The sequence below is a fragment of the Thioalkalivibrio sp. ALE20 genome (genome assembly GCF_000381405.1).
Taxonomy (GTDB): domain Bacteria; phylum Pseudomonadota; class Gammaproteobacteria; order Ectothiorhodospirales; family Ectothiorhodospiraceae; genus Thioalkalivibrio.
On sequence record NZ_KB906471.1, the window covers coordinates 446671 to 465974 of the forward strand.

At 66.9% G+C, this 19304-nt stretch carries 15 protein-coding genes and 1 pseudogene; 8 read left to right on the forward strand and 8 right to left on the reverse strand.

The window, feature by feature from the left end:
- Entirely contained in the window at window positions 1-450 is a 450-nt protein-coding gene (locus F790_RS0102170; RefSeq protein WP_018870043.1) for a host attachment protein, read from the forward strand.
- Window positions 451-490: 40 nt separating this feature from the next.
- On the opposite strand, the gene F790_RS0102175 is transcribed toward F790_RS0102170, so the two are convergent.
- Window positions 491-2026, reverse strand: coding sequence for an L-lactate permease (locus F790_RS0102175; RefSeq protein WP_019589286.1), 1536 nt, complete (start codon window positions 2024-2026; stop codon window positions 491-493).
- Between the two features lie 171 nt (window positions 2027-2197).
- Here F790_RS0102175 and F790_RS0102180 point away from each other — a divergent pair, with 171 nt between their 5' ends.
- From F790_RS0102180 to F790_RS0102190, 3 genes are all read left to right on the forward strand, one after another.
- Window positions 2198-2644, forward strand: coding sequence for a bacteriohemerythrin (locus tag F790_RS0102180; protein WP_019021255.1), 447 nt, complete (start codon window positions 2198-2200; stop codon window positions 2642-2644).
- An 83-nt stretch (window positions 2645-2727) separates the two neighbouring features.
- On the forward strand, window positions 2728-3159 hold the full coding sequence (locus F790_RS0102185) for a bacteriohemerythrin (protein WP_019021256.1): 432 nt from the start codon (window positions 2728-2730) through the stop codon (window positions 3157-3159).
- A 109-nt stretch (window positions 3160-3268) separates the two neighbouring features.
- Window positions 3269-4072 carry a proteasome-type protease gene (locus tag F790_RS0102190; protein WP_018870047.1) on the forward strand — a complete coding sequence of 268 codons (804 nt, stop codon included), beginning with the start codon at window positions 3269-3271 and terminating at the stop codon, window positions 4070-4072.
- A gap of 30 nt (window positions 4073-4102) precedes the next feature.
- Here F790_RS0102190 and F790_RS0102195 read toward each other — a convergent pair whose 3' ends face one another.
- From F790_RS0102195 to F790_RS0102210, 4 genes and pseudogenes are all read right to left on the reverse strand, one after another.
- Window positions 4103-5062: an alpha-E domain-containing protein gene (locus tag F790_RS0102195; protein ID WP_018870048.1), complete on the reverse strand. Its 960-nt coding sequence runs from the start codon at window positions 5060-5062 to the stop codon at window positions 4103-4105.
- A gap of 1 nt (window position 5063) precedes the next feature.
- Window positions 5064-6512 (reverse strand): circularly permuted type 2 ATP-grasp protein, encoded by a 1449-nt coding sequence (locus F790_RS0102200; RefSeq protein WP_019021257.1) that lies wholly within the window; start codon window positions 6510-6512, stop codon window positions 5064-5066.
- Between the two features lie 150 nt (window positions 6513-6662).
- Window positions 6663-8234, reverse strand: a pseudogene (locus F790_RS13680) (methyl-accepting chemotaxis protein).
- 99 nt (window positions 8235-8333) lie between these two features.
- Window positions 8334-9701, reverse strand: coding sequence for an HDOD domain-containing protein (locus F790_RS0102210; RefSeq protein WP_019021260.1), 1368 nt, complete (start codon window positions 9699-9701; stop codon window positions 8334-8336).
- Between the two features lie 69 nt (window positions 9702-9770).
- On the opposite strand from F790_RS0102210, the gene motA reads away from it, so the two are divergent.
- Together motA and motB are read left to right on the forward strand one after the other, a co-directional pair.
- Window positions 9771-10622, forward strand: coding sequence for a flagellar motor stator protein MotA (gene motA / locus F790_RS0102215; RefSeq protein WP_019021261.1), 852 nt, complete (start codon window positions 9771-9773; stop codon window positions 10620-10622).
- 19 nt (window positions 10623-10641) lie between these two features.
- A complete protein-coding gene (motB, locus tag F790_RS0102220) occupies window positions 10642-11541 on the forward strand; it encodes a flagellar motor protein MotB (RefSeq protein ID WP_019021262.1) in 900 nt (299 codons plus the stop codon).
- A gap of 15 nt (window positions 11542-11556) precedes the next feature.
- On the opposite strand, the gene ilvA is transcribed toward motB, so the two are convergent.
- Complete coding sequence (gene ilvA, locus F790_RS0102225) at window positions 11557-13074, reverse strand: threonine ammonia-lyase, biosynthetic (RefSeq protein WP_019021263.1); 1518 nt, start codon at window positions 13072-13074, stop codon at window positions 11557-11559.
- 446 nt (window positions 13075-13520) lie between these two features.
- Between ilvA and rpiA the strand changes: the two genes are divergently transcribed.
- Both rpiA and F790_RS0102235 read left to right on the forward strand, forming a co-directional pair.
- Window positions 13521-14183: a ribose-5-phosphate isomerase RpiA gene (gene rpiA / locus F790_RS0102230; RefSeq protein WP_018946441.1), complete on the forward strand. Its 663-nt coding sequence runs from the start codon at window positions 13521-13523 to the stop codon at window positions 14181-14183.
- Between the two features lie 6 nt (window positions 14184-14189).
- Window positions 14190-14399: a DUF2905 domain-containing protein gene (locus F790_RS0102235; protein ID WP_019021264.1), complete on the forward strand. Its 210-nt coding sequence runs from the start codon at window positions 14190-14192 to the stop codon at window positions 14397-14399.
- A gap of 10 nt (window positions 14400-14409) precedes the next feature.
- Here F790_RS0102235 and F790_RS0102240 read toward each other — a convergent pair whose 3' ends face one another.
- Together F790_RS0102240 and F790_RS0102245 are read right to left on the reverse strand one after the other, a co-directional pair.
- Window positions 14410-15234 carry a rhodanese-like domain-containing protein gene (locus F790_RS0102240; RefSeq protein ID WP_019021265.1) on the reverse strand — a complete coding sequence of 275 codons (825 nt, stop codon included), beginning with the start codon at window positions 15232-15234 and terminating at the stop codon, window positions 14410-14412.
- A gap of 103 nt (window positions 15235-15337) precedes the next feature.
- Complete coding sequence (locus F790_RS0102245) at window positions 15338-19180, reverse strand: DUF3683 domain-containing protein (protein WP_019590722.1); 3843 nt, start codon at window positions 19178-19180, stop codon at window positions 15338-15340.
- Window positions 19181-19304: the final 124 nt, after the last annotated feature.

A 19304-nucleotide genomic window follows, 5' to 3' on the forward strand; every position in this document is an offset into this window, starting at 1 on the left:
ATGAACAACGTCTGGATCGTGGTTGCCGATGCCGCGCGCGCGCGCATCCTCAGTTGTGAAGGCCGGGCCTGCAGCAACATGCAGGATGTCGAGGCCCTCAGTCACAGCGAATCCCGGGCCCACAATCAGGACCTGGTCTCCGACCGGCCCGGACGCAGCTGGGGCAGCACGGGCGGGGACGGCCGCCATGCGATGCAGGATCCCACCGACCCCGGTGTTCAGGAACGCGACCGTTTCGCCCGTCAGCTCGCCGAGCGCCTGCGCGAGGCCCACCACGCGGGCAGTTTTCAGCATCTGGTGATCGTGGCCGCGCCCTCCTTCCTGGGCGCCCTGCGCGAACTCCTGGACCGCCAGGTGGCGCAGACCGTGACCGCGGAGGTGGCCAAGAACGTCACCAAGGTGGAAAAGCCCGCCGACCTGCGCAAACACCTCCCGGACTTCCTGTACTGAGCCGGTCCGCGTGTCCCGCCGCCCCCGTCCCGGGGGCGGCTCACCAGACCAGCATCAGCAGCCCGGCGCTGGTACACACCACCAGCACGGGGATGATCGTCTCGCGGATCACCTGACCCTCGCGCGCCTCCAGCCCCGCCGCCCCGGCGGCCATGGCGATGTTCTGCAGGGAAATCATGTTGCCCACGCCGGCGCCGATCAGCTGCAGGGCCAGGATCGACGGGAGCGCCAGCGCGAGGGCCTCCGCGGTATCCACCTGCAGCCCGGTGAACAGGAGGTTGGAGACCGTGGCACTGCCGGTCATGAACGAGCCCAGGGCACCGACGAAGGCACTGAACAGCACGAAGCCCCCGCCCAGCAGTTCCGCCAGCCCCTGTCCCAGAACCTGCGGCATGGACGGCAGCCCGGCACCGTTGTCCGCGGAGATCAGCAGCAGCTGGGTCAGGCTGATGATGAACACCAGAACGATCGCGGCGATACGTACCCGCTGCCAGGTCGCCACGGCCGCCCCGCCCAGGGTCGCGCGATCCACGCGGAACAGGAACATCGCGGTGATCAGGGCCAGCAGGAAATAGAAATACGGGGTGAACAGTGGCTGCAGGGTCTGATCCGGGCTGACGCCCGGGAGCCCGGCAAACCCGATCTCCACTGCCGCCAGCCATTCGCGCAGGGGCCCCACCGTACGCGACAGGATCAGGGCCACGGCCATCACGAAAAACGGAACCAGGCCACGCAACACCCCGCGCGTATCCACCGGCTCGGCCGCCTCGCGACCCCCGCGCACCGGCAGCAGCCAGCCGCGGTGCGCCGCCCAGGCGATCAGGGCCATCGCACTCACCCCGCCGATGATCGCCGGCAGTTCCGGCCCCACCAGCCAGGCCACCAGGAAATACGGCAGCCCGAAGGCCAGACCCGAGAACACCGCGAACGGGATGAACTCGCGAAAACGGCCCTTCTCCTCGCCGAGGGTCGCGACCCAGGCGATGAACACCGTGATGAACACCCCCAGGGTCCCGTGGATCGCCGCCGTCTGGAACACCGCCTGGCCGATGGTGTCCTCGCTCAGCCCCAGCCCGGAAAAGCCGATCACCACCGGGGTCCCCGCGGCCCCGAACGGCACCGCGGTGGAATTGCCGATCAGGGCGATGGCCACCGCCTTCAGCGGAGGCAGGCCGAAATACACCAGCAGCGGCGCGGCCAGCACCGCCGGGGTCCCGAAACCGGCGATCCCCTCGACAAAGCCGACCAGGCCCCAGCCCAGCAGCATCGCCAGAACCCGGCGGTCGTCCGAGACCCGCGCGATCGCGCACTGGATAGTGTCGAGGTGCCCGGTCCGGATCAGCACGTTCAGCATCAGCAGGGCCACGGTGATGATCAGCATCACCTCCAGGAACACGACCCCGGCATTGGCCAGACTGGTCGCCACCACCGTGCCCGGCAACTGCCAGACGAACAGCCCGATCAGCAGCGTGGCCAGCCACGCCAGCGGCGCCGCCTCGTACGCCGGCCGGCGCAGGAACACCAGGAGCACGAACAGCAGTGCGAACGGAACCAGCGTTACCCAGAACAGCGTCATGTCCTCTCCCGCGGACGGCCTGCATAAAGACCCGAGGGTACACGGATCGGGCGTGGCCGCGCACAACTCTAACGCCGATGATTATGAGCCGAATCACTGTGACCGGCGTCCGCATCCCGTATCCTCGCGTGACGATATTCTCAGTCCCACATCCGTGGCCCGGAGCAACGAATGGCACACATGGAATGGACCAGCGATCTCGACACCGGGATCGACGTCATCGACAACCAGCACAAGCGCATCGTTGACTACATCAACGAGCTCCACCACGCGATCGAGAGCAGTGATCGCGACGAGGTGGGCGATGTCATCAACCAGTTGATCGACTACACCCAGTCGCACTTCACCTTCGAGGAAGAAATGATGGAGGAAGCCGGCTACCCGTTCCTGCGCGCCCATCAGCGGGTGCACGGCCTGTTCATCCGGCGGGTGGAAACCTTCAAGGAACAGTTCGAGAACGGCGAGGACATCGCCCGCGAACTGCACACCGTACTCAAGACCTGGCTGGTCAATCACATCAAGCACGACGACGCCGATTACGCCGAGCTCGTGCGCCAGCACACCGGGGCCGACACGGCCCACAACCGGGGACTGTTCAGCAAGCTCTTCGGCCGCTGATCGCCGCGCCGCTCCCGTGTGGCGGAGGAGGGCCGCCACGCGGCGGGCACCGCATACCGATAACATCACCAGGAGATGGAGCCATGCCGTACGTTCACTGGTCGGACGATCTGGATACCGGGATCCCGGTCATCGACAACCAGCACAAGCGCATCGTCGAATACATCAACCGCCTGTGCGAAGCCGTCGAGGGCCGCGCGTCGCGCGAGGAGGTCCACGAAGTGCTCGACCAGGTGGTGGATTACACCCTGACCCACTTTGCCTTCGAGGAAGAGATGCTGGAGATCGTGGAATACCCCGACCTGGAGCAGCATCGCAAGTCGCACGAGGCGTTCAGCCAGCGGATCCGCCAGTATCAGCAGGACTTCGCCGACGGCCACGACGTGGCCAGCGAACTGGGCGAGACCCTGCGCGACTGGCTGATGAACCATATCCGCAAGGATGACCACGAATACGGCCACATGGTCCGCGACTGGATGCGCTCCCACGCACCCAACGGCATCCTGCAGAACTGAGAGGCCGGCCGCCGGTCCGCGCACCCGGGTGGCGGACCGGCCCGCGTTGACGCACTCGCTGGCGGCGCCTAGTATCCCGGGACTCCGCCCTGCCCGGATTGCCCGCCCGATGACCTACTGTGTCGCCATCGATCTGGACGACGGTCTGGTGTTCGCCTCCGACTCGCGCACCAATGCCGGCGTCGATCAGGTCAGCACCTACTCCAAGATGCATACCTTCGAGGTCCAGGGACAGCGCCTGTTCGTGGTCCTCGCCGCCGGCAACCTCGCCACCACCCAGGCGGTGGTCAGTCGCCTGCAGCGCGAAATGGAGGAAGCCGGCCAGGAAGGCGCCGCCGAACCAAACCTCGCGACCGTCGCCCACATGTCGGAGGCGGCGGAATACCTCGGACGCATCAACCGCGAGGAACAGGAGAAGCATTCCGAGGCGCTGTCGAAGTCGGGGATGAAGGCCGATGCCACCCTGATCATCGGCGGCCAGATCGCCGGCGAGCCCCCGGCGATCTTTCTGGTCTATCCGCAGGGCAACTACATCACCACCTCGCAGCACACCCGCTTCCTGCAGATCGGCGAAAGCAAGTACGGCAAGCCGATCCTCGACCGCATCATCGAGGCGGACACCTCGCTGGGCGACGCGGCGCGCTGCGCCCTGGTCTCCATCGACTCCACGGTGCGCTCCAATCTGACCGTGGGGCCCCCGATCGAGGTGCTGGTGTACGAGCGCGACACCCAGGAGATGGATCACTACCTCTGCCTGGAGGCGGAGGACGAATACCTGCGCTCGCTGACGCATGCCTGGGACGAAAACGTGAAGAAGGCCTTCACCGACCTGCCCCGCTTCGACTGGGAACACCGCCACGGGCGCAAGGACCGCGGCACTCGCGTGAGTCGCCGGGCGAAGAAGAAGTCCTGACGCCCGGGCCGCGACACAGCCCGGGCCGGCTCAGGCCGCGTCCGGCGCGGGCGCGTGTTCCGGGAACAGGAACCAGGTCCGCTCGTTGGCGCGGTGCAGCTCGGCCACGTCGCGCTGCAGGACCTCCAGGAAGCCATGCAGCTCGCCTTCGGCGATCAGCGCGTCGATATCGGCGTTCAGGGCATGCCGCCGGGCCTGACTGACCAGCCGCAGCGGCATCTCGTTGCGCGGCAGGCGCTCCAGCGCCGACTGCACCTCGGTCAGGGCGTGCGCCACCGCCCGCGGGAAGGCCGTGTCCTGCAGCAGAAAGCGCACCACGTCCGGGCCGTTGATACGGCGCTTCACGTGCAGGCGATACATCTGGAACCCGCCCTCCGAACGCAGGATCGAGGTCCACAGCAGCCCTTCGTACGGCTCGGCCGGCTCGTCGTGGCGTTTGAGCAGCCGCAGTGCCCCGACGTCCACCTGGCGGGTGGTCATGTCGGCGCGCTCCAGATTGCGCCCCAGGCGGATGAAATCGTAGGCCGCATCGTGGCTCATGCTGCCGGCCAGCAGACCGGTCAGCATCTGGCAGCGCTGGATCACCTGCGACAGGAATTCGAAGCGCCCGCGCTTGGTGATCCCCTGATCGATGTGATCGCGGGCGAACAGGTACAGCTCGTTCATCACCTCCCAGGCCTCGGAGGGCACCAGATCACGCGTGGTCCGCACGTTCTCGCGCGCCGCGCGCAGCGACGAGAGCACCGAGCCGGGGTTGTCGGCATCCGCCAGCAGGAATTTCACGCAATTGCGCTCGTCCTCGCGCTGGTAATGCGACTCGAACTCGGCATCGTGACCGGTGACCGATACCAGGCCCTTCCACGACAGCTGCACCGCCTTCGGCATGTCCAGCGCCAGCAGGTTGAAGGCCATGACCATGCGCGCGGTGTTCTCGGCCCGTTCCACATAGCGCGCCATCCAGTACACCCGTTCTGCCACCCGCGAGAGCATCTCAGTCCTCCTCGTCCACGATCCAGGTATCCTTGCTGCCCCCGCCCTGCGAGGAGTTGACCACCAGCGAGCCCTTGCGCATCGCCACGCGGGTCAGCCCCCCGGCGGTCACGTCGGTGCGCACGCCCTGCAGGATGAACGGTCGCAGGTCCAGGTGGCGCGGCTCGATTTCCGCCCCGCACAGCGTGGGTGCGACCGACAGATCCAGCGTCGGCTGCGCGATGTAGTTGCGCGGATCCCGGCGGATCAGCTTCGCGAACTCGCTGCGCTGTTTCTTGCTCGCATGCGGCCCCACCAGCATGCCGTAGCCGCCCGATTCGTTGGCCGGCTTCACCACCAGCTCGTCCAGATGGTCCAGCACGTACTGGCGGTGCTCGTCGTCGGAACACAGCCAGGTCGGCACGTTCGGGATGATGGGATCCTGATCGAGGTAATAGCGGATCACCTCGGGGATGAAGGCATACATCACCTTGTCGTCGGCGACGCCGGCCCCGGGGGCATTGGCCAGCCCCACATTGCCCTTGCGCCATGCGCGCATCAGCCCCGGCACCCCCAGCATGGAATCGGGATTGAATACTTCGGGGTCGAGGAAGGCGTCGTCGATGCGACGGTAGATCACGTCGACCCGCTCGGGGCCGTCGATGGTGCGCATGTACACGCAGTCGTCGTCGCCCACCATCAGGTCGGCCCCCTCCACCAGTTCGGCACCCATGCGCTGCGCGAGGAAGGAGTGCTCGAAATAGGCCGAGTTGTAGATGCCGGGTGTCAGCACCGCGATCTCGGGATAGTCCTGCGGCCGCGGCGAGATCGAGGCCAGCATGTCGAACAGCTGCGCGGGGTATTCGTCCACCGGCAGGATGGAGCTGTCCTGGAACAGTTCCGGGAACACCCGTTTGGTGACCTGCCGGTTCTCCAGCATGTAGGAGACCCCCGAGGGCACCCGCAGGTTGTCCTCAAGTACATGGAACTGCCCGTCCCCGGCGCGCACCAGATCGCTGCCGCAGACATGCGCCCACACCCCGTGCGGGGGGTGGATCCCGACGCACTGCTCGCGGAAATTGCGTGACTGCTCCAGCACGTAACGCGGGATCACGCCGTCGCGAAAGATGCACTGTTCGTTGTAGATGTCGTCAATCAGCAGGTTGAGCGCGGTCATCCGCTGCTCCAGCCCGGCCGCGACCTGCTCCCATTCGCGCCGCGGAATCACCCGCGGGATGATGTCGAACGGCCAGGCGCGATCGATGTTTTCGCCCTCGCTGTAGACCGTGAAGCTGATCCCCATCTCGAGGATCGCGTTGTCCGCCGCCTGCTTGCGCCCCTGCAGTTCGGCGTCGTCCAGCGTGGCGAGGTAATCGGCCACCGCGCGGGCCGCTGCACGCGGCTGTCCCGCCCCTTCCATCAGCTCGTCGAAAAACGGGGCGGGATCGTAGTGTTTCCAGTCGATGGGCATCCGGCGGGGCTCCTCTACTCGGCGGCGTCGCAGCCCACAGCATACGTCCGCCCGCCACCGGGCGGGAACCCCGCGTGCAGGAGGCCAGCCCCCTGGCCGATTTGACGTCCGGGCAGTCCCCGGCGCCGGATCGGCCGGAGGGCCGGCCTCCTACGCGCGGGTATCGAAACGGTGGATCAGGGATTTCAGCTCGCCGGCCAGGCGTTCCATGTCGGCGCTGGCCTGGCGCGCGTGTTCCGCCACGGTCCCGGTCTCGCCGGCCACGTCGTGGATGGAGGTGACGTTGCGGTTGATCTCCTCGGCGACCGAGCTCTGCTCTTCCACCGCCGTGGCGATCTGGGTGTTCATCTCGGTGATGCGCCCCACCGCCTCGCGGATGCGCCCCAGCGACTCACCGGCCGACTGCGCCTGTTCCACGCCGTGGGCAGCCTGTTCCTGGCTCGAGCGCATCGCACTGACCGCCTCCCGCGAGCCGTTCTGCAGGGTCTCGATCATCTGGCGAATGGTCACCGTGGACTCATCCGTGCGCTGCGACAGCCGGCGGGCCTCGTCGGCCACGACCGCAAAGCCGCGCCCGTGTTCGCCGGCCCGCGCCGCCTCGATGGCCGCGTTCAGGGCCAGCAGGTTGGTCTGCTCGGCGATCTCCCGGATCACGCCGAGGATGTTGTCGATCTCCGCAGCGTCGGTCTCCAGCCGGTTGAGCTTCTCCGCGGTGGTCTCGACCTCGCCCGCCATGCGGTTGATGGCTTCCACGGTGGCGTTCACCACCTCCTCCCCGGAACGGGTCTCCTGCTCGGCGTGATGGGCGCTGTCCGCGGCCTGCGCCGAGTTCTGCGCCATCTCCTGGATGGTCGAGGTCATCTGGTTCATCGCCGTGGCGACCTGATCGATCTCGCCCTGCTGGCGGGTGACCCCGCTGGCGGTCTGCTCCACCGCACCCGCCATGGTCCGGGCGCCGTCGCTTACCGCCCCCGACTGCTCCTCGATGCGGTCGAGCACGGTGAACAGCCGCGCCTCGTGGAAGCGCTGGAACAGCTCCAGCGTCGCCGAACCGTCGCGCCGGCCGCAGTAGATGGTCTCCATCACCGGGTTGTCGAAGATCCGCCGCAGTCCCCGCATCGTACGCTGCAGCGGCTGCATCAGCCCGAGCGTGGCCGCGCCCCCCAGGGCGAACACCAGGGCCAGACCCAGTCCCTGGGCCAGTGCTCCCCAGGGCGCCAGCAGTAGCACCCCCAGCGCCAGCGCAAAGCCGAGACCCCAGACACCCAGCAGCCGGAACAGCAGGCTGTCCCAGAGATGACGGCGGAACTGGCGCCCGCGCTTCATCGCGGCATAGACCTTTTCCGCGCGCTCGACGTGCTCGCGCGACGGGACCCGGCGGACCGACTCTTAGCCGACCTTCTGCCCGTTCTCGTAGGCCGGAGTCACGAAGGCGTCCACCCAGTAGTGGTCGCCGTTCTTCCGGCGATTCTTCACGATGCCCATCCAGGCGCGATCGGACTGCAGCGTGGCCCACATGTCGGCATAGGCCGCCTCGGGCATGTCGGGGTGGCGCACGATATTGTGCGCCGAGCCGTGGAGTTCTTCCCAGTCGAAACCACTGACACGCACGAAGGCGTCATTGGCGTTGCGAATCCGGCCCTTCAGGTCGGTGGACGAGATCAGGTCCTCGCCCTCGTTGAGAGGGTATTCGGTCCCCGTGACGGGAAGGTTTTCGCGCATGCTGCTCGGTCTCCGCGGGCGCGCCGGCCGGCGCGCCCTTTGCTCGTCGCGTGAGTGTCGTTGTACGGGGTAACGGCCGCCGCCCGGGCGGCTTGAGCTTCAGCGCCGTGCCGCCGCCAGCAGCCGGGCGAAGCCGTCGAAGGTCCGGGGATCCAGCGCCAGCGCCGGCGAGCGCCGGTCGGCGTAGATCATCCCGATGCAGCGCCCGTGCTCCCGCACCGGCGCCAGCAGGCAGTCTACCCCGCCGGTCAGCCCGGCCACGGCCCCGGGCAGCGGGGTATCGGGATAATCGCGCGACCACCAGACCGGATCGGTCTGCTCCAGTACCGCGCCCATGGCGCCCAGGTCATGGCGACCGATGCCGAAATGGCTGAACTCCGGCTCGTGCAGCGTACCGACGAGATCGGCCGCCTGCAGCCAGTCACCATCATGCGCCAGCTCCGCGAACACGACCCTGTTCAGCCCCAGGCCGAACTGGCAGGCGCGCAACAGGCGCCGCAGGCGCACGCCCCGGTGTGGCTCGCGCTGCAGCGCGAGCTCGCCGCTGACCGCGATGTCGCCGCGCGGCGCCAGGCCCAGCGGCACCGGCGAACAGTCCTCCCGCCAGACGCGCGCGATCGCCGCGGGATCCAGGGCGTCCATGGCATACAGCCAGGCGTCCCGGTTGAAGCCCTCCATCAGACGGCCGAGCCGATCCGCCGCCGCCTTGTCGGGCTCGCCCAGCAACTCGGCCAGCAGGCGCAGATCCCGGTCCTCGCGCAGGGTGTCCATGCCGTGGAAGATCTGGCCGGCCACCGCCGAAGCCACCATCACCTCCATGGCCCGCGGGTGAGCGGCGTTCTCCGCGCGCAGGGTACCGCGTACCAGCTCCGGCAGGTGCATGTGCTCGGCCATTCCGCGCGACAGATCGTCGGTGGCATAGCCCAGGGCCACGTAACTGGCCTCATCGGGCAGCGCCCGCAGCTGCAGCATCGAGCGCAGCCCCGGCAGTTCCGGCGCGTCGGTCATTTCCAGCGCCAGCATGCCGAGGTCGTTCAACAGGGCGGCCAGCCCCAGCTCGCCCGGTTCACTGTCGTGGCGCACCCGTCCCAGTTCCTCCACGATCAGCGCCGCCAGGCGCGCCTGGGCCGCCCGCCGCCGGTACGGCTGCGGGTCCGGGAGGATGTCCTCCACCCTTGGTGCGCGTTCGATCTCCTCGTGCACCGCCCGCAGGCCCAGCATCGCGATCGCATCCGGTACCGAATGCACCTCCTGCTTGAGGCCCGGACGCGGGGCGTTGGCGCGCAGGATCAGCCGCAGCGCCAGCCCCGGATCGCGCTCGGCATACAGCCCCACCTCGCGCAGCGAGCGGTTGACCAGGGCGTCGGTGTCGGCGAAAACCGCCTCGCTGGAGCCCAGTACCGGCCAGTCCGTCTCCGCCAGGCTGCGTGCCCGCCCGGCATAGGGCGCCGTTTCATCCAGGGCCATTGCTGTACCTCGCCTGCGTTTCTCGATTAAAGTTGGCGGGCCGACTATAGCAACGCAGGACCTGCGCGCGTGAAGTTCATCCTCGGTTTTCTCGTCGTACTGGGCGCCGTCTTCGGGGGCTACGTGGCCCACGGCGGCGACATCTTCATCATCTGGCAGCCCTACGAATACATCATCATCGGCGGCGCCGCGCTGGGCGCGTTCCTGATCGCCAACCCGCCACACGTGGTGGTTACGGTCTTCAAGTCGATCCCCAAACTGATGCAGGGACGCAAATATGCGCAGGCCGACTACCTCGACCTGCTGGCGCTGATGTACAAGCTGTTCGTCAAGGCCCGCAAGGAGGGCCTGATGGCGGTCGAAGTCGACATCGATGATCCGGAAAACAGCGAGATCTTCCAGGCCCACCCGCGGGTGCTGAAGAATCACCATGCCGTCGAATTCATCACCGACTACCTCCGGCTGATCATCTCCGGCTCGATGAACCCGCATGAGCTGGACGCCCTGATGGACGTGGATCTGGAGACCCACCACGAAGAGGTGGAGCGTCCCAGCCATGCGGTGAACAAGGTGGCGGACGCCCTGCCCGGCTTCGGCATCGTCGCGGCGATCCTCGGCATCATCAACACCATGGGCGCCATCGGCGGCGACATCGAGACCATCGGCATGAACGTGGCCGCCGCGCTGGTCGGCAGTTTCCTCGGGATCCTGCTGGCCTACGGCTTCGTTGGCCCGACGGCCTCCGCGCTGGAGGCCCGCTCGCACGAGGACACCAAGTACATGCAGTGCATCAAGGCCTGCATCCTCGCCAACGTGCAGGGCTACAGCCCGCAGGTCTCGGTGGAATTCGGCCGCAAGACCATGGAAAGCGACGTGCGCCCGGGCTTCACCGAACTCGAGGAACACGTGAAGGCGGCCTGAGGCCGGCCGGACACCGCTCATGGGCGTCGAGGACAAGACCCAGCCGATCATCGTCAAGAAGAAGGTGGTCCAGGGCGGCCACCACGGCGGTTCGTGGAAGGTCGCCTTCGCCGACTTCGCCCTGGCGATGATGGCCTTCTTCCTGCTGCTGTGGCTGCTGGCCGCGCTGGAGGCGGACGATCGCGCCGCGCTGTCGGAGTACTTCCAGAACCCCTCGGCGTTCGAGGGCGAGGCCATGGCTCCGTCGCAGGCCATCGGTGACGGCACCGGCGCCGATCCGTCGATCATCGATTTCGAGGGCCTGCCCGACCGTCTCGATGCGCCCCCGGAGCCCGTACCGGACGATGCCGATGACGAGACCCTGCTGGAACGCGACCGGGAGCGCCTGGAATCGCTGCAGGAAGCGCTGGAAGAAGCCATCGACCGCAGTCAGGCCCTGGAGCCGTTCAAGGACCAGCTGCTGATGGACATCACACCGGAAGGCCTGCGTATCCAGATCATCGACGCCGAGAATCGTCCGATGTTCGCCACCGCCAGCGCGCGGCCGCTGGACCATGCCAGCGGCATCCTGCGCGAGCTCGCGGGGCTGATCAACGAGGTCCCCAACCGGATCTCGATCACCGGCCACACCGATGCCCGCCCGCTGCAGCGCGAGGACTACACCAACTGGGAGCTGTCCACCGACCGCGCCAACGCCGCGCGGCGCGAGCTGATCGCCGGCGGCACCGAGCCGGAACAGATCGCGCGCGTGGTGGGGCTGTCCGACACCGTCCCCTTCGACGAGGACAACCCCGAGGCCGCGGTGAACCGGCGCATCACCCTGATCGTCCTCAACCAGGAGGCGGAGGAAGCCATGCGCGAGGGGATCGAAACCGAGGGCACCCCGCCGGCGGATGCACTGGACGCCCCGGAAGACTGACCCCGCACGCGACCTTCAGCGCAGGAACAGCGAATAGGCCGGGTTGCCGGTCTCCTCGTGCCACGGGTAGCCGACTTCCTCGAGGAATTCCCGGAAGCGCTTGCGCTCCTCCTTCGGGATCTGCATGCCGACCAGCACCCGACCATGCGCGGAGCCATGGTTGCGGTAATGGAACAGGGAGATGTTCCAGGTCTCCCCCATGTGGTTGAGGAAGTTCAGCAACGCCCCCGGACGCTCCGGGAATTCGAAGCGGTAGAGCCGCTCGTTGCGCACCTCGCCACCGTGGCCGCCCACCATGTGCCGCAGATGCAGCTTGGCGACCTCGTTCTCGGTCATGTCGAGGACCTCGTAGCCGCGCTCGCGCAGGTTCGCGAGGATCTCCGCGCGCTCGGGATCGCCGCCTTCCAGCTTGATCCCGGCGAAGACATGCGCGGTACTGTCGTCGGCGTAGCGGTAGTTGAACTCGGTAATGCCGCGCTTGCCGACCGCTTCGCAGAACTCGCGAAAGCTGCCGGGCCGTTCGGGGATGGTCACCGCGAACAGTGCCTCGCGGTGTTCGCCGATCTCGGCGCGCTCGGCCACGTGGCGCAGGCGGTCGAAATTGATGTTGGCGCCGCTGAGCACCGCCGCCAGATGCGCGCCGCGCAGCCCCTCGCGCTGGGCGTACTGCTTCATGCCGGCCACCGCCAGGGCCCCGGCCGGCTCGGCCACCACGCGGGTATCGTCGAAGATGTCCTTGATCGCTGCGCAGATGGAATCGGTATCCACCAGCAGGACCTCGTCCACCAACTCGCGGGTCAGGCGGAAGGTCTCCTTGCCCACCTGACGCACCGCGGCGCCGTCGGCAAAGATCCCCACCTGCTTCAGGCTGACCCGCCGGTTCTGCTGCAGCGCCTTGTACATCGACGGGGCGTCGTCCGGCTCCACCCCGATCACCCGGATCTCCGGGCGCAGGCGCTTGATATAGGCCGCCATGCCCGAGACCAGTCCGCCCCCGCCGATACACACGAACACCGCGTCCAGCGGTCCCGGGTGCTGACGCAGCAGTTCCATGGCCACCGTGCCCTGCCCGGCGATGACGTCCGGATCGTCGAACGGGTGGATGAAGGTATAGCCGTGCTCGGCCTCCAGCTCGCGGGCATGCGCTGCGGCCTCGTCGAAGGAATCGCCGAACAGCACCGCCTCGCCGCCGAAACGGCGTACCGCATCGACCTTGATCTGCGGCGTGGTGACCGGCATCACGATAACCGCACGGATGCCGCGATGGGTGGCCCCCAGCGCCACGCCCTGGGCGTGGTTGCCCGCCGAGGCCGCGATCACGCCCTTCGAGCGCTGCTCCTCCGAAAGCTGCGCGATCTTGTTGTAAGCGCCGCGCAGCTTGAACGAGAACACAGGCTGCAGGTCCTCGCGTTTGAGGCGGATATCACAGCCCAGCCGGTTCGACAGCGTGGGCATGGTATCCAGCGGTGTCTCGCGCGCCACGTCGTACACGCTGGAGGTGAGGATCTTCTCCAGATAGGGATAGTCTTTCATGACTTCGCACGATAGCACGCGCGCCGCATACCTTGTGACTCCCTCGCGCGAGGCCGTTCGTGCCCCCGTCATTGCGAGGAGCCGAAGGCGACGCGGCAATCGGCCGCAGTGGCCTGCACGCAGGAACAGGTGGCTTCGGATGGAGATCGCCACGTCGCTCCGCGACTCGCGATGACGGGAATCCACGCCTCCACCGTCATTGCGAGGAGCCGAAGGCGACGCGGCAATCGGCCGCAATGGCCTGCACGCAGGAACAGGTGGCTTCGGATGGAGATCGCCACGTCGCTCCGCGACTCGCGATGACGAGGGGGGAGAGCTGCGCGACTCGCGATGACTGGGCATGGCATGACTCGCAATGACGGCGCGAGAGCTGCGCGGCGCTTGTCCCGTCAACGTCGGGATGGTTATGCTCGGCAGTTTATATCAAGAACATGCGAGACGAAGCGATGACTCAGGACGAAATGAAAAAGGCGGTGGCCGAAGCGGCCCTGTCGAAGATCGAGGACGGCTGGGTGGTCGGTGTCGGCACCGGGTCGACCGCCAACTATTTCATCGATGCCCTCGCGGGCATGAAGAACCGCATCGACGGGGCCGTCGCCTCCAGCGAGGCGAGCGCGGAGCGCCTGCGCAAACATGGCATCGAGGTCCTGGACCTGAATTCGGCCGGCCCGCTGCCGATCTACGTCGACGGCGCCGACGAAGCCACCACCCACCTGCACCTGACCAAGGGCGGGGGCGGTGCGCTGACCCGCGAGAAGATCGTGGCCGCGGCCTCCGAGACCTTCGTCTGCGTGGTCGACGACACCAAGATCGCGAACTATCTGGGCAACTTCCCGCTGCCGGTGGAGGTCATCCCGATGGCCCGCAGCCACGTGGCCCGCGCGCTGTCGAACCTGGGCGGCAATCCGGAACTGCGCGAAGGTTTCGTCACCGACAACGGGAACGTCATCCTGGACGTCCACAACCTGCGCATCATGAACCCGGTGGAGCTGGAATCGGAGATCGATCACATCGCCGGGGTGGTGACCAACGGGCTGTTCGCGCGGCGCCCGGCCGACGTGATGCTGATCGGCAGCGAGAAGGGCGTGCGCGAACTCCACCATCACTGAGGCACGATGAACGAGACCGGCAAGTGGCTGATCATCATCGGCGGCGCGATCGTCCTGATCGGGCTGCTGTGGCCTTGGCTGGGAAAGATCCCCTGGGGAAGACTCCCCGGGGACATCGTGATCGAACGCGGTGACAGCCGCTTCTACTTCCCGCTGACGACCATGATCATCGTCAGCATCGTGCTGTCACTGATCCTGGGCTTCTTCCGCCGCTGACCCCGCTCTCTCAGCCCATCACCTCATCGTAGAACGCCTGCATGCCGCCCTCGAGGAAGTAATAACGCTCGTCCTCGATGCCCAGCTCGCGCAGGCGATACTGCAGCCAGCGCACCTGCTGTCCGTGCTGGTCGAAGATCAGCAGGGTGTCGCCGTCCGCGGCGGCCGCACGCAGGGCGTCGTCCAGGGCCGCCGGCTCGTTCACCGGCATGACCCGTTCGCGTCCGCCGAACAGGGCGATGTCATCCTCGTCCCCGGCACCACTGATGTCGAGCAGCAGGCTGTCGTCCTCCTGGGCCCGGCGTGCGAACGTCTCGCCATCCAGCAGCCGCGCCTCGAACGACGCGTCGGGGATCAGATCGCCGTCCTCGACCGCTTCGCCGAACAGGCGGGAAAAGCGCGGATAGCTCTGCGCCCAGTCATGCATGCCGGCGTCATACGCCAGTACGGCATCGAGCCCGGCATCGCTGGCCCGCGCCGCGGCACGGTACGCCCGATGGCTGTCGCGCCCGTTGCAGTAGAACACCAGCGGGCTGCCTTCCCGGGCTTCCAGGTCGCGGACACGCTCGTCGAAATCGGGGGCGTGCAGATTTACGTGATGGGCGTCGCGCATCCGCATCACGTCGTATTCCGCGCGCGGGCGCACGTCCACCAGGGTCGAGCCGCTGAACTGACCGCGCAGGTCGAACAGCTCGATGGCCTCCACCCCGAAGCGTTCGTAAAGATGACGCCCCGGAAACTCCGCCAGCTGGGCCGAGAGGGTGACAGGGGTGGCCAGCAGGCCGGCGGCAAGGGCGAACACACCCGAACGAACAGCGAAATGACGAAAGCTCATGCGATCTCCGTTGACGTCAGCAGGGGGCCGCGGGATACGGCCTTCCCTGCGACGCCCCGTGAACTCCGTTTATTCCACTGCGCAGTGTACGGGAAACCGCCGCTCAGAGCAGGACCTTCTCGATGCCTCCTTCACGCGCCCGGTCGATGAAGCCCTTCTGCCAGTCCTCGCCCAGCAGCCGGTTGGCCATCTCCACCACGATGTAGTCGGTGTCCAGCCCGGTGTCCTCGCGATAGCGCGACAGGCCCTGCTGGCAGGCCGGGCAGGAGGTCAGCATCTTCACGTTGCCGTTTTCCGCCTTCTCCTCGCCGGTCAACTGCTTGATGCCCTTGTGCAGCTCCTCCTGCTTGCGGAAGCGCACCTGGGTCGCGATGTCGGGGCGGCTCACCGCAAAGGTGCCCGCCTCGCCGCAGCAGCGATCGGACTGCAGGACCTCCTGGCCCAGCAGGTTGCCGGCCACCTCGGTCGGTTTGTGCGACTTCATCGGCGAATGGCAGGGATCGTGGTACATGTATTGCACGCCCTGCAGCCCTTCAAGCTTGATGCCCTTCTCCATCAGGTACTCGTGGATGTCCAGCAGCCGGCAGCCCGGGAAGATCTTCTCGAACTCGTATTTCAGCAGCTGATCCATGCAGGTCCCGCAGGAGACCACCACCGTCTTGATGTCGAGGTAGTTCAGCGTCGTCGCGATGCGATGGAACAGCACCCGGTTCTCGGTGCTGATCTGTGAACCCTTCTCGAAGTCGCCGCCGGCGTTCTGCGGGTAACCGCAGCACAGGTAGCCCGGCGGCAACACGGTCTGCGCGCCCGCATCGTAGAGCATCGCCAGGGTGGCCAGGCCGACCTGGCTGAACAGGCGTTCGGAGCCGCAGCCCGGGAAGTAGAACACCGCATCGGAGTCCATGTCCGTCTTCACCGGATCGCGCAGGATCGGCACGTAGCGCGAGTCCTCCAGCCCCAGCATCTGCCGCGTGGTCTGACTCGGCAGCCCCGCCGGCATGGGTTTCTTCACGAAATGCACGACCTGCTCGTGCACCGGCGCCTTGCCGGTGGTCGAGCGGGGCCGCTTGCCCTCGCCGGTCAGGCCGAGCTTCTTGAACGACCAGTGACCCAGACGCTGGGCCGCATAGCCCATCTGGATCGCGCCCTTGCGGATGCCCTTCACCGCGGCCGGATCCTTGGTGTTGAGGAACGCCATGGACATCATGGTGGCCGGCGACGCCTTGCGCTTGCCCTTCTTGTTGAGGATGGAGCGCATGTGCATGGTCACGTCGCCGAAGTCGATGTCGACCGGGCACGGGTTCAGGCACTTGTGGCAGATCGTGCAGTGATCGGCCACGTCGTTCATCTCCTCGAAGTGATTCAGCGACAGCCCGCGTCGGGTCTGTTCCTCGTACAGGAAGGCCTCCACGATCAGGCCGGTCGCCAGGATCTTGTTGCGCGGCGAGTACAGCAGGTTGGCGCGCGGCACGTGCGTGTTGCACTCGGGCTTGCACTTGCCGCAGCGCAGGCAGTCCTTGATCTCGTCGTTGAGATCGCCCAGCTCGCTCTGCTCAAGGATCAGCGCCTCCTGCTTCACCAGACGCAGCGACGGCGTATAGGCGTTGTTCAGGCCGGAGCCCTCCAGCAGCTTGCCGGCATTGAACACCCCGTTCGGGTCGATCTGCTTCTTGTACTTCGCGAACGAGTCGATGCGGTCGCGGTCCAGGTACTGCATCTTGGTCAGGCCGATCCCGTGCTCGCCGGAGATCACCCCGTCCAGTTCGCGCGCCAGGCGCATCACCTCGTCCACCAGGCGCTCGGCCTGGTGCATCATCGGGTAGTCGTTGGAATTGACCGGGATGTTGGTGTGCACGTTGCCGTCGCCCGCATGCATGTGCAGGGCGATGAACAGCCGGCTGGTGAGCACGCGGTCGTGGATCGCGGTCAGGCGCTTGCGCACCGACTCCATCTGGTGGCCGTTGAAGATGTCGAACAGCGGCCGTTCGACCTCCGCGCGATAGGAGATGCGCAGGCTGCGCCGCAGCAGCAGGTGGATCAGCTTGTCGTGCGGGCGCATATCCGCACGGGCCGCATCGTCCAGCAGCTCGTCGCACTCGGAGGCCAGGGTGTGGAAGTTGTCGGCGATGCGGTTCCAGCGGTCACGCACCGATTCCAGCACCTCCACCGCCCGCTGGCGCTTGGTCTCGAACCACTGCTGGCCCTCGCCCTCTGCGTCCTCCAGCAGCTCGCGCAGCTCGGGATGGTCGCCGCGCATGCATTCCAGCATCTCGTCGACCATCGCCAGCTTGTTCGTCAGCGACTCGCGGACGTTGAGGGTCTCCACCCCTTCGGTGTACTCCGCCAGGCGCTCCAGCGGGATCACCACGTCCTCGTTGATCTTGAACGCGTTGGTGTGGTGGGCGATGGCCGCGGTGCGGGCGCGATCGGCCCAGAACCGCTTGCGCGCCTCCGGGCTCACCGCGATGAAGCCCTCGCCGTTGCGGGCGTTGGCCGCGCGCACCATCTGCGCGGCCAGGCGGCCCAGCGCGTCCTCGTCATCGGACACGATGTCCGCCACCAGGACCATCTTCGGCAGGTCGCCGCGCGCACCCTTGGGGGTGTACTTCACCGCCCGCACGTAGCGTTCGTCCAGGTGCTCGAGGCCCGCCAGCAGCACGTTTTCCTCGGCATCCACCGCATCCTTGATCTCGACGATCGCCGGGACCGCCTCGTGCAGATCGGTGCCGTAGAACTCTAGGCAGACGGTGCGGGCATTGTCCGGCATGCGATGGAGGATGAACTCGGCCGAGGTGATCAGACCGTCGCAGCCCTCCTTCTGGATGCCGGGCACGCCCATCAGGGTCTTGTCGGTCACGTCCTTGCCCAGCCCCGTCTTCCGGAACTGCGCCCCCGGCATCTCGAGGATCTCGGGCTCGCCCTTCTGCGTCCGGCCGTCCGCCTCAAAACGGGTCACGCGGAAGCGCACGGTCTCCGCGTCGTGGATCTTTCCGAGGTTGTGATCGAGGCGCTCGATATACATCCAGTCCGCCTCGGGGGTCACCATGGTCCAGGCGGCCAGGTTGTCCAGCGCGGTACCCCACAGCACCGCCTTCTTGCCGCCGGCATTCATGGCCACGTTGCCGCCGATCGTGGAGGCGTCCTGCGAGGTCGGGTCCACCGCGAACACCAGGCCGTTGTTGTCGGCCAGCTCGGAGACGCGCTTGGTCACCACGCCCGCCTCGACGTGCACCACCGGGACTTCGCGGTCCACGCCCGGCAGGCTGCGCCGCTGCACGTCGCCCAGGCCTTCGAGTTTTTCGGTGTTGATGACCGCCGAGCGCTTGGACAGCGGCACGGCACTGCCGGTATAGCCGGTACCACCGCCGCGCGGGATCACCGTCAGGCCCAGCTCAATGCAGGCCGCCACCAGCGGCCCCATCTCTTCCTCGGAGTCGGGGGTGAGCACCACAAACGGCAGTTCCACGCGCCAGTCGGTCGCATCGGTCACGTGCGAGACCCGCGCCAGGCCACCGAACTGGATATTGTCCTTGTGCGTGAGCCCGTTCATGCGCTTGCGAACCTTGTCGCGCAGCGCCAGCGTTTTGTCGAACTCCTCCGCGAACGCGGTCAGCGCCGCCTGGGCGCGCCGGGCCAGGGTCAGGGCCTTCTCGTTGCCCTCGGCACGCGCCTCGATCTGGTCGAGGCGATGCTGCATCGCATCGATCAGGGAACGGCGACGCTTGCGGTCCCCCAGCAGATCGTCCTGGATGTACGGGTTGCGCGTGACCACCCACATATCCCCCAGGACCTCGAACAGCATGCGCGCGGACACGCCGGTACGGCGTTCGCCACGCAGCTCGTTGAGCAGCTCCCAGGTATCGGACCCGAGGAAGCGGATAACGATTTCGCGGTCGGAGAAGGAAGTGTAGTTGTACGGTATTTCGCGCACGCGTTCGGCGGTCATTGAGGCGGGGCCTCCCGATCAGAGTGAAGCGCAAGGTTAACGGCCAGCCGGACCGAAAGCACGATCTCGCACTCGCGGTCCATTCTTTTGGCACCAAAGTAATTGCGCAATAATAAGGAAACCC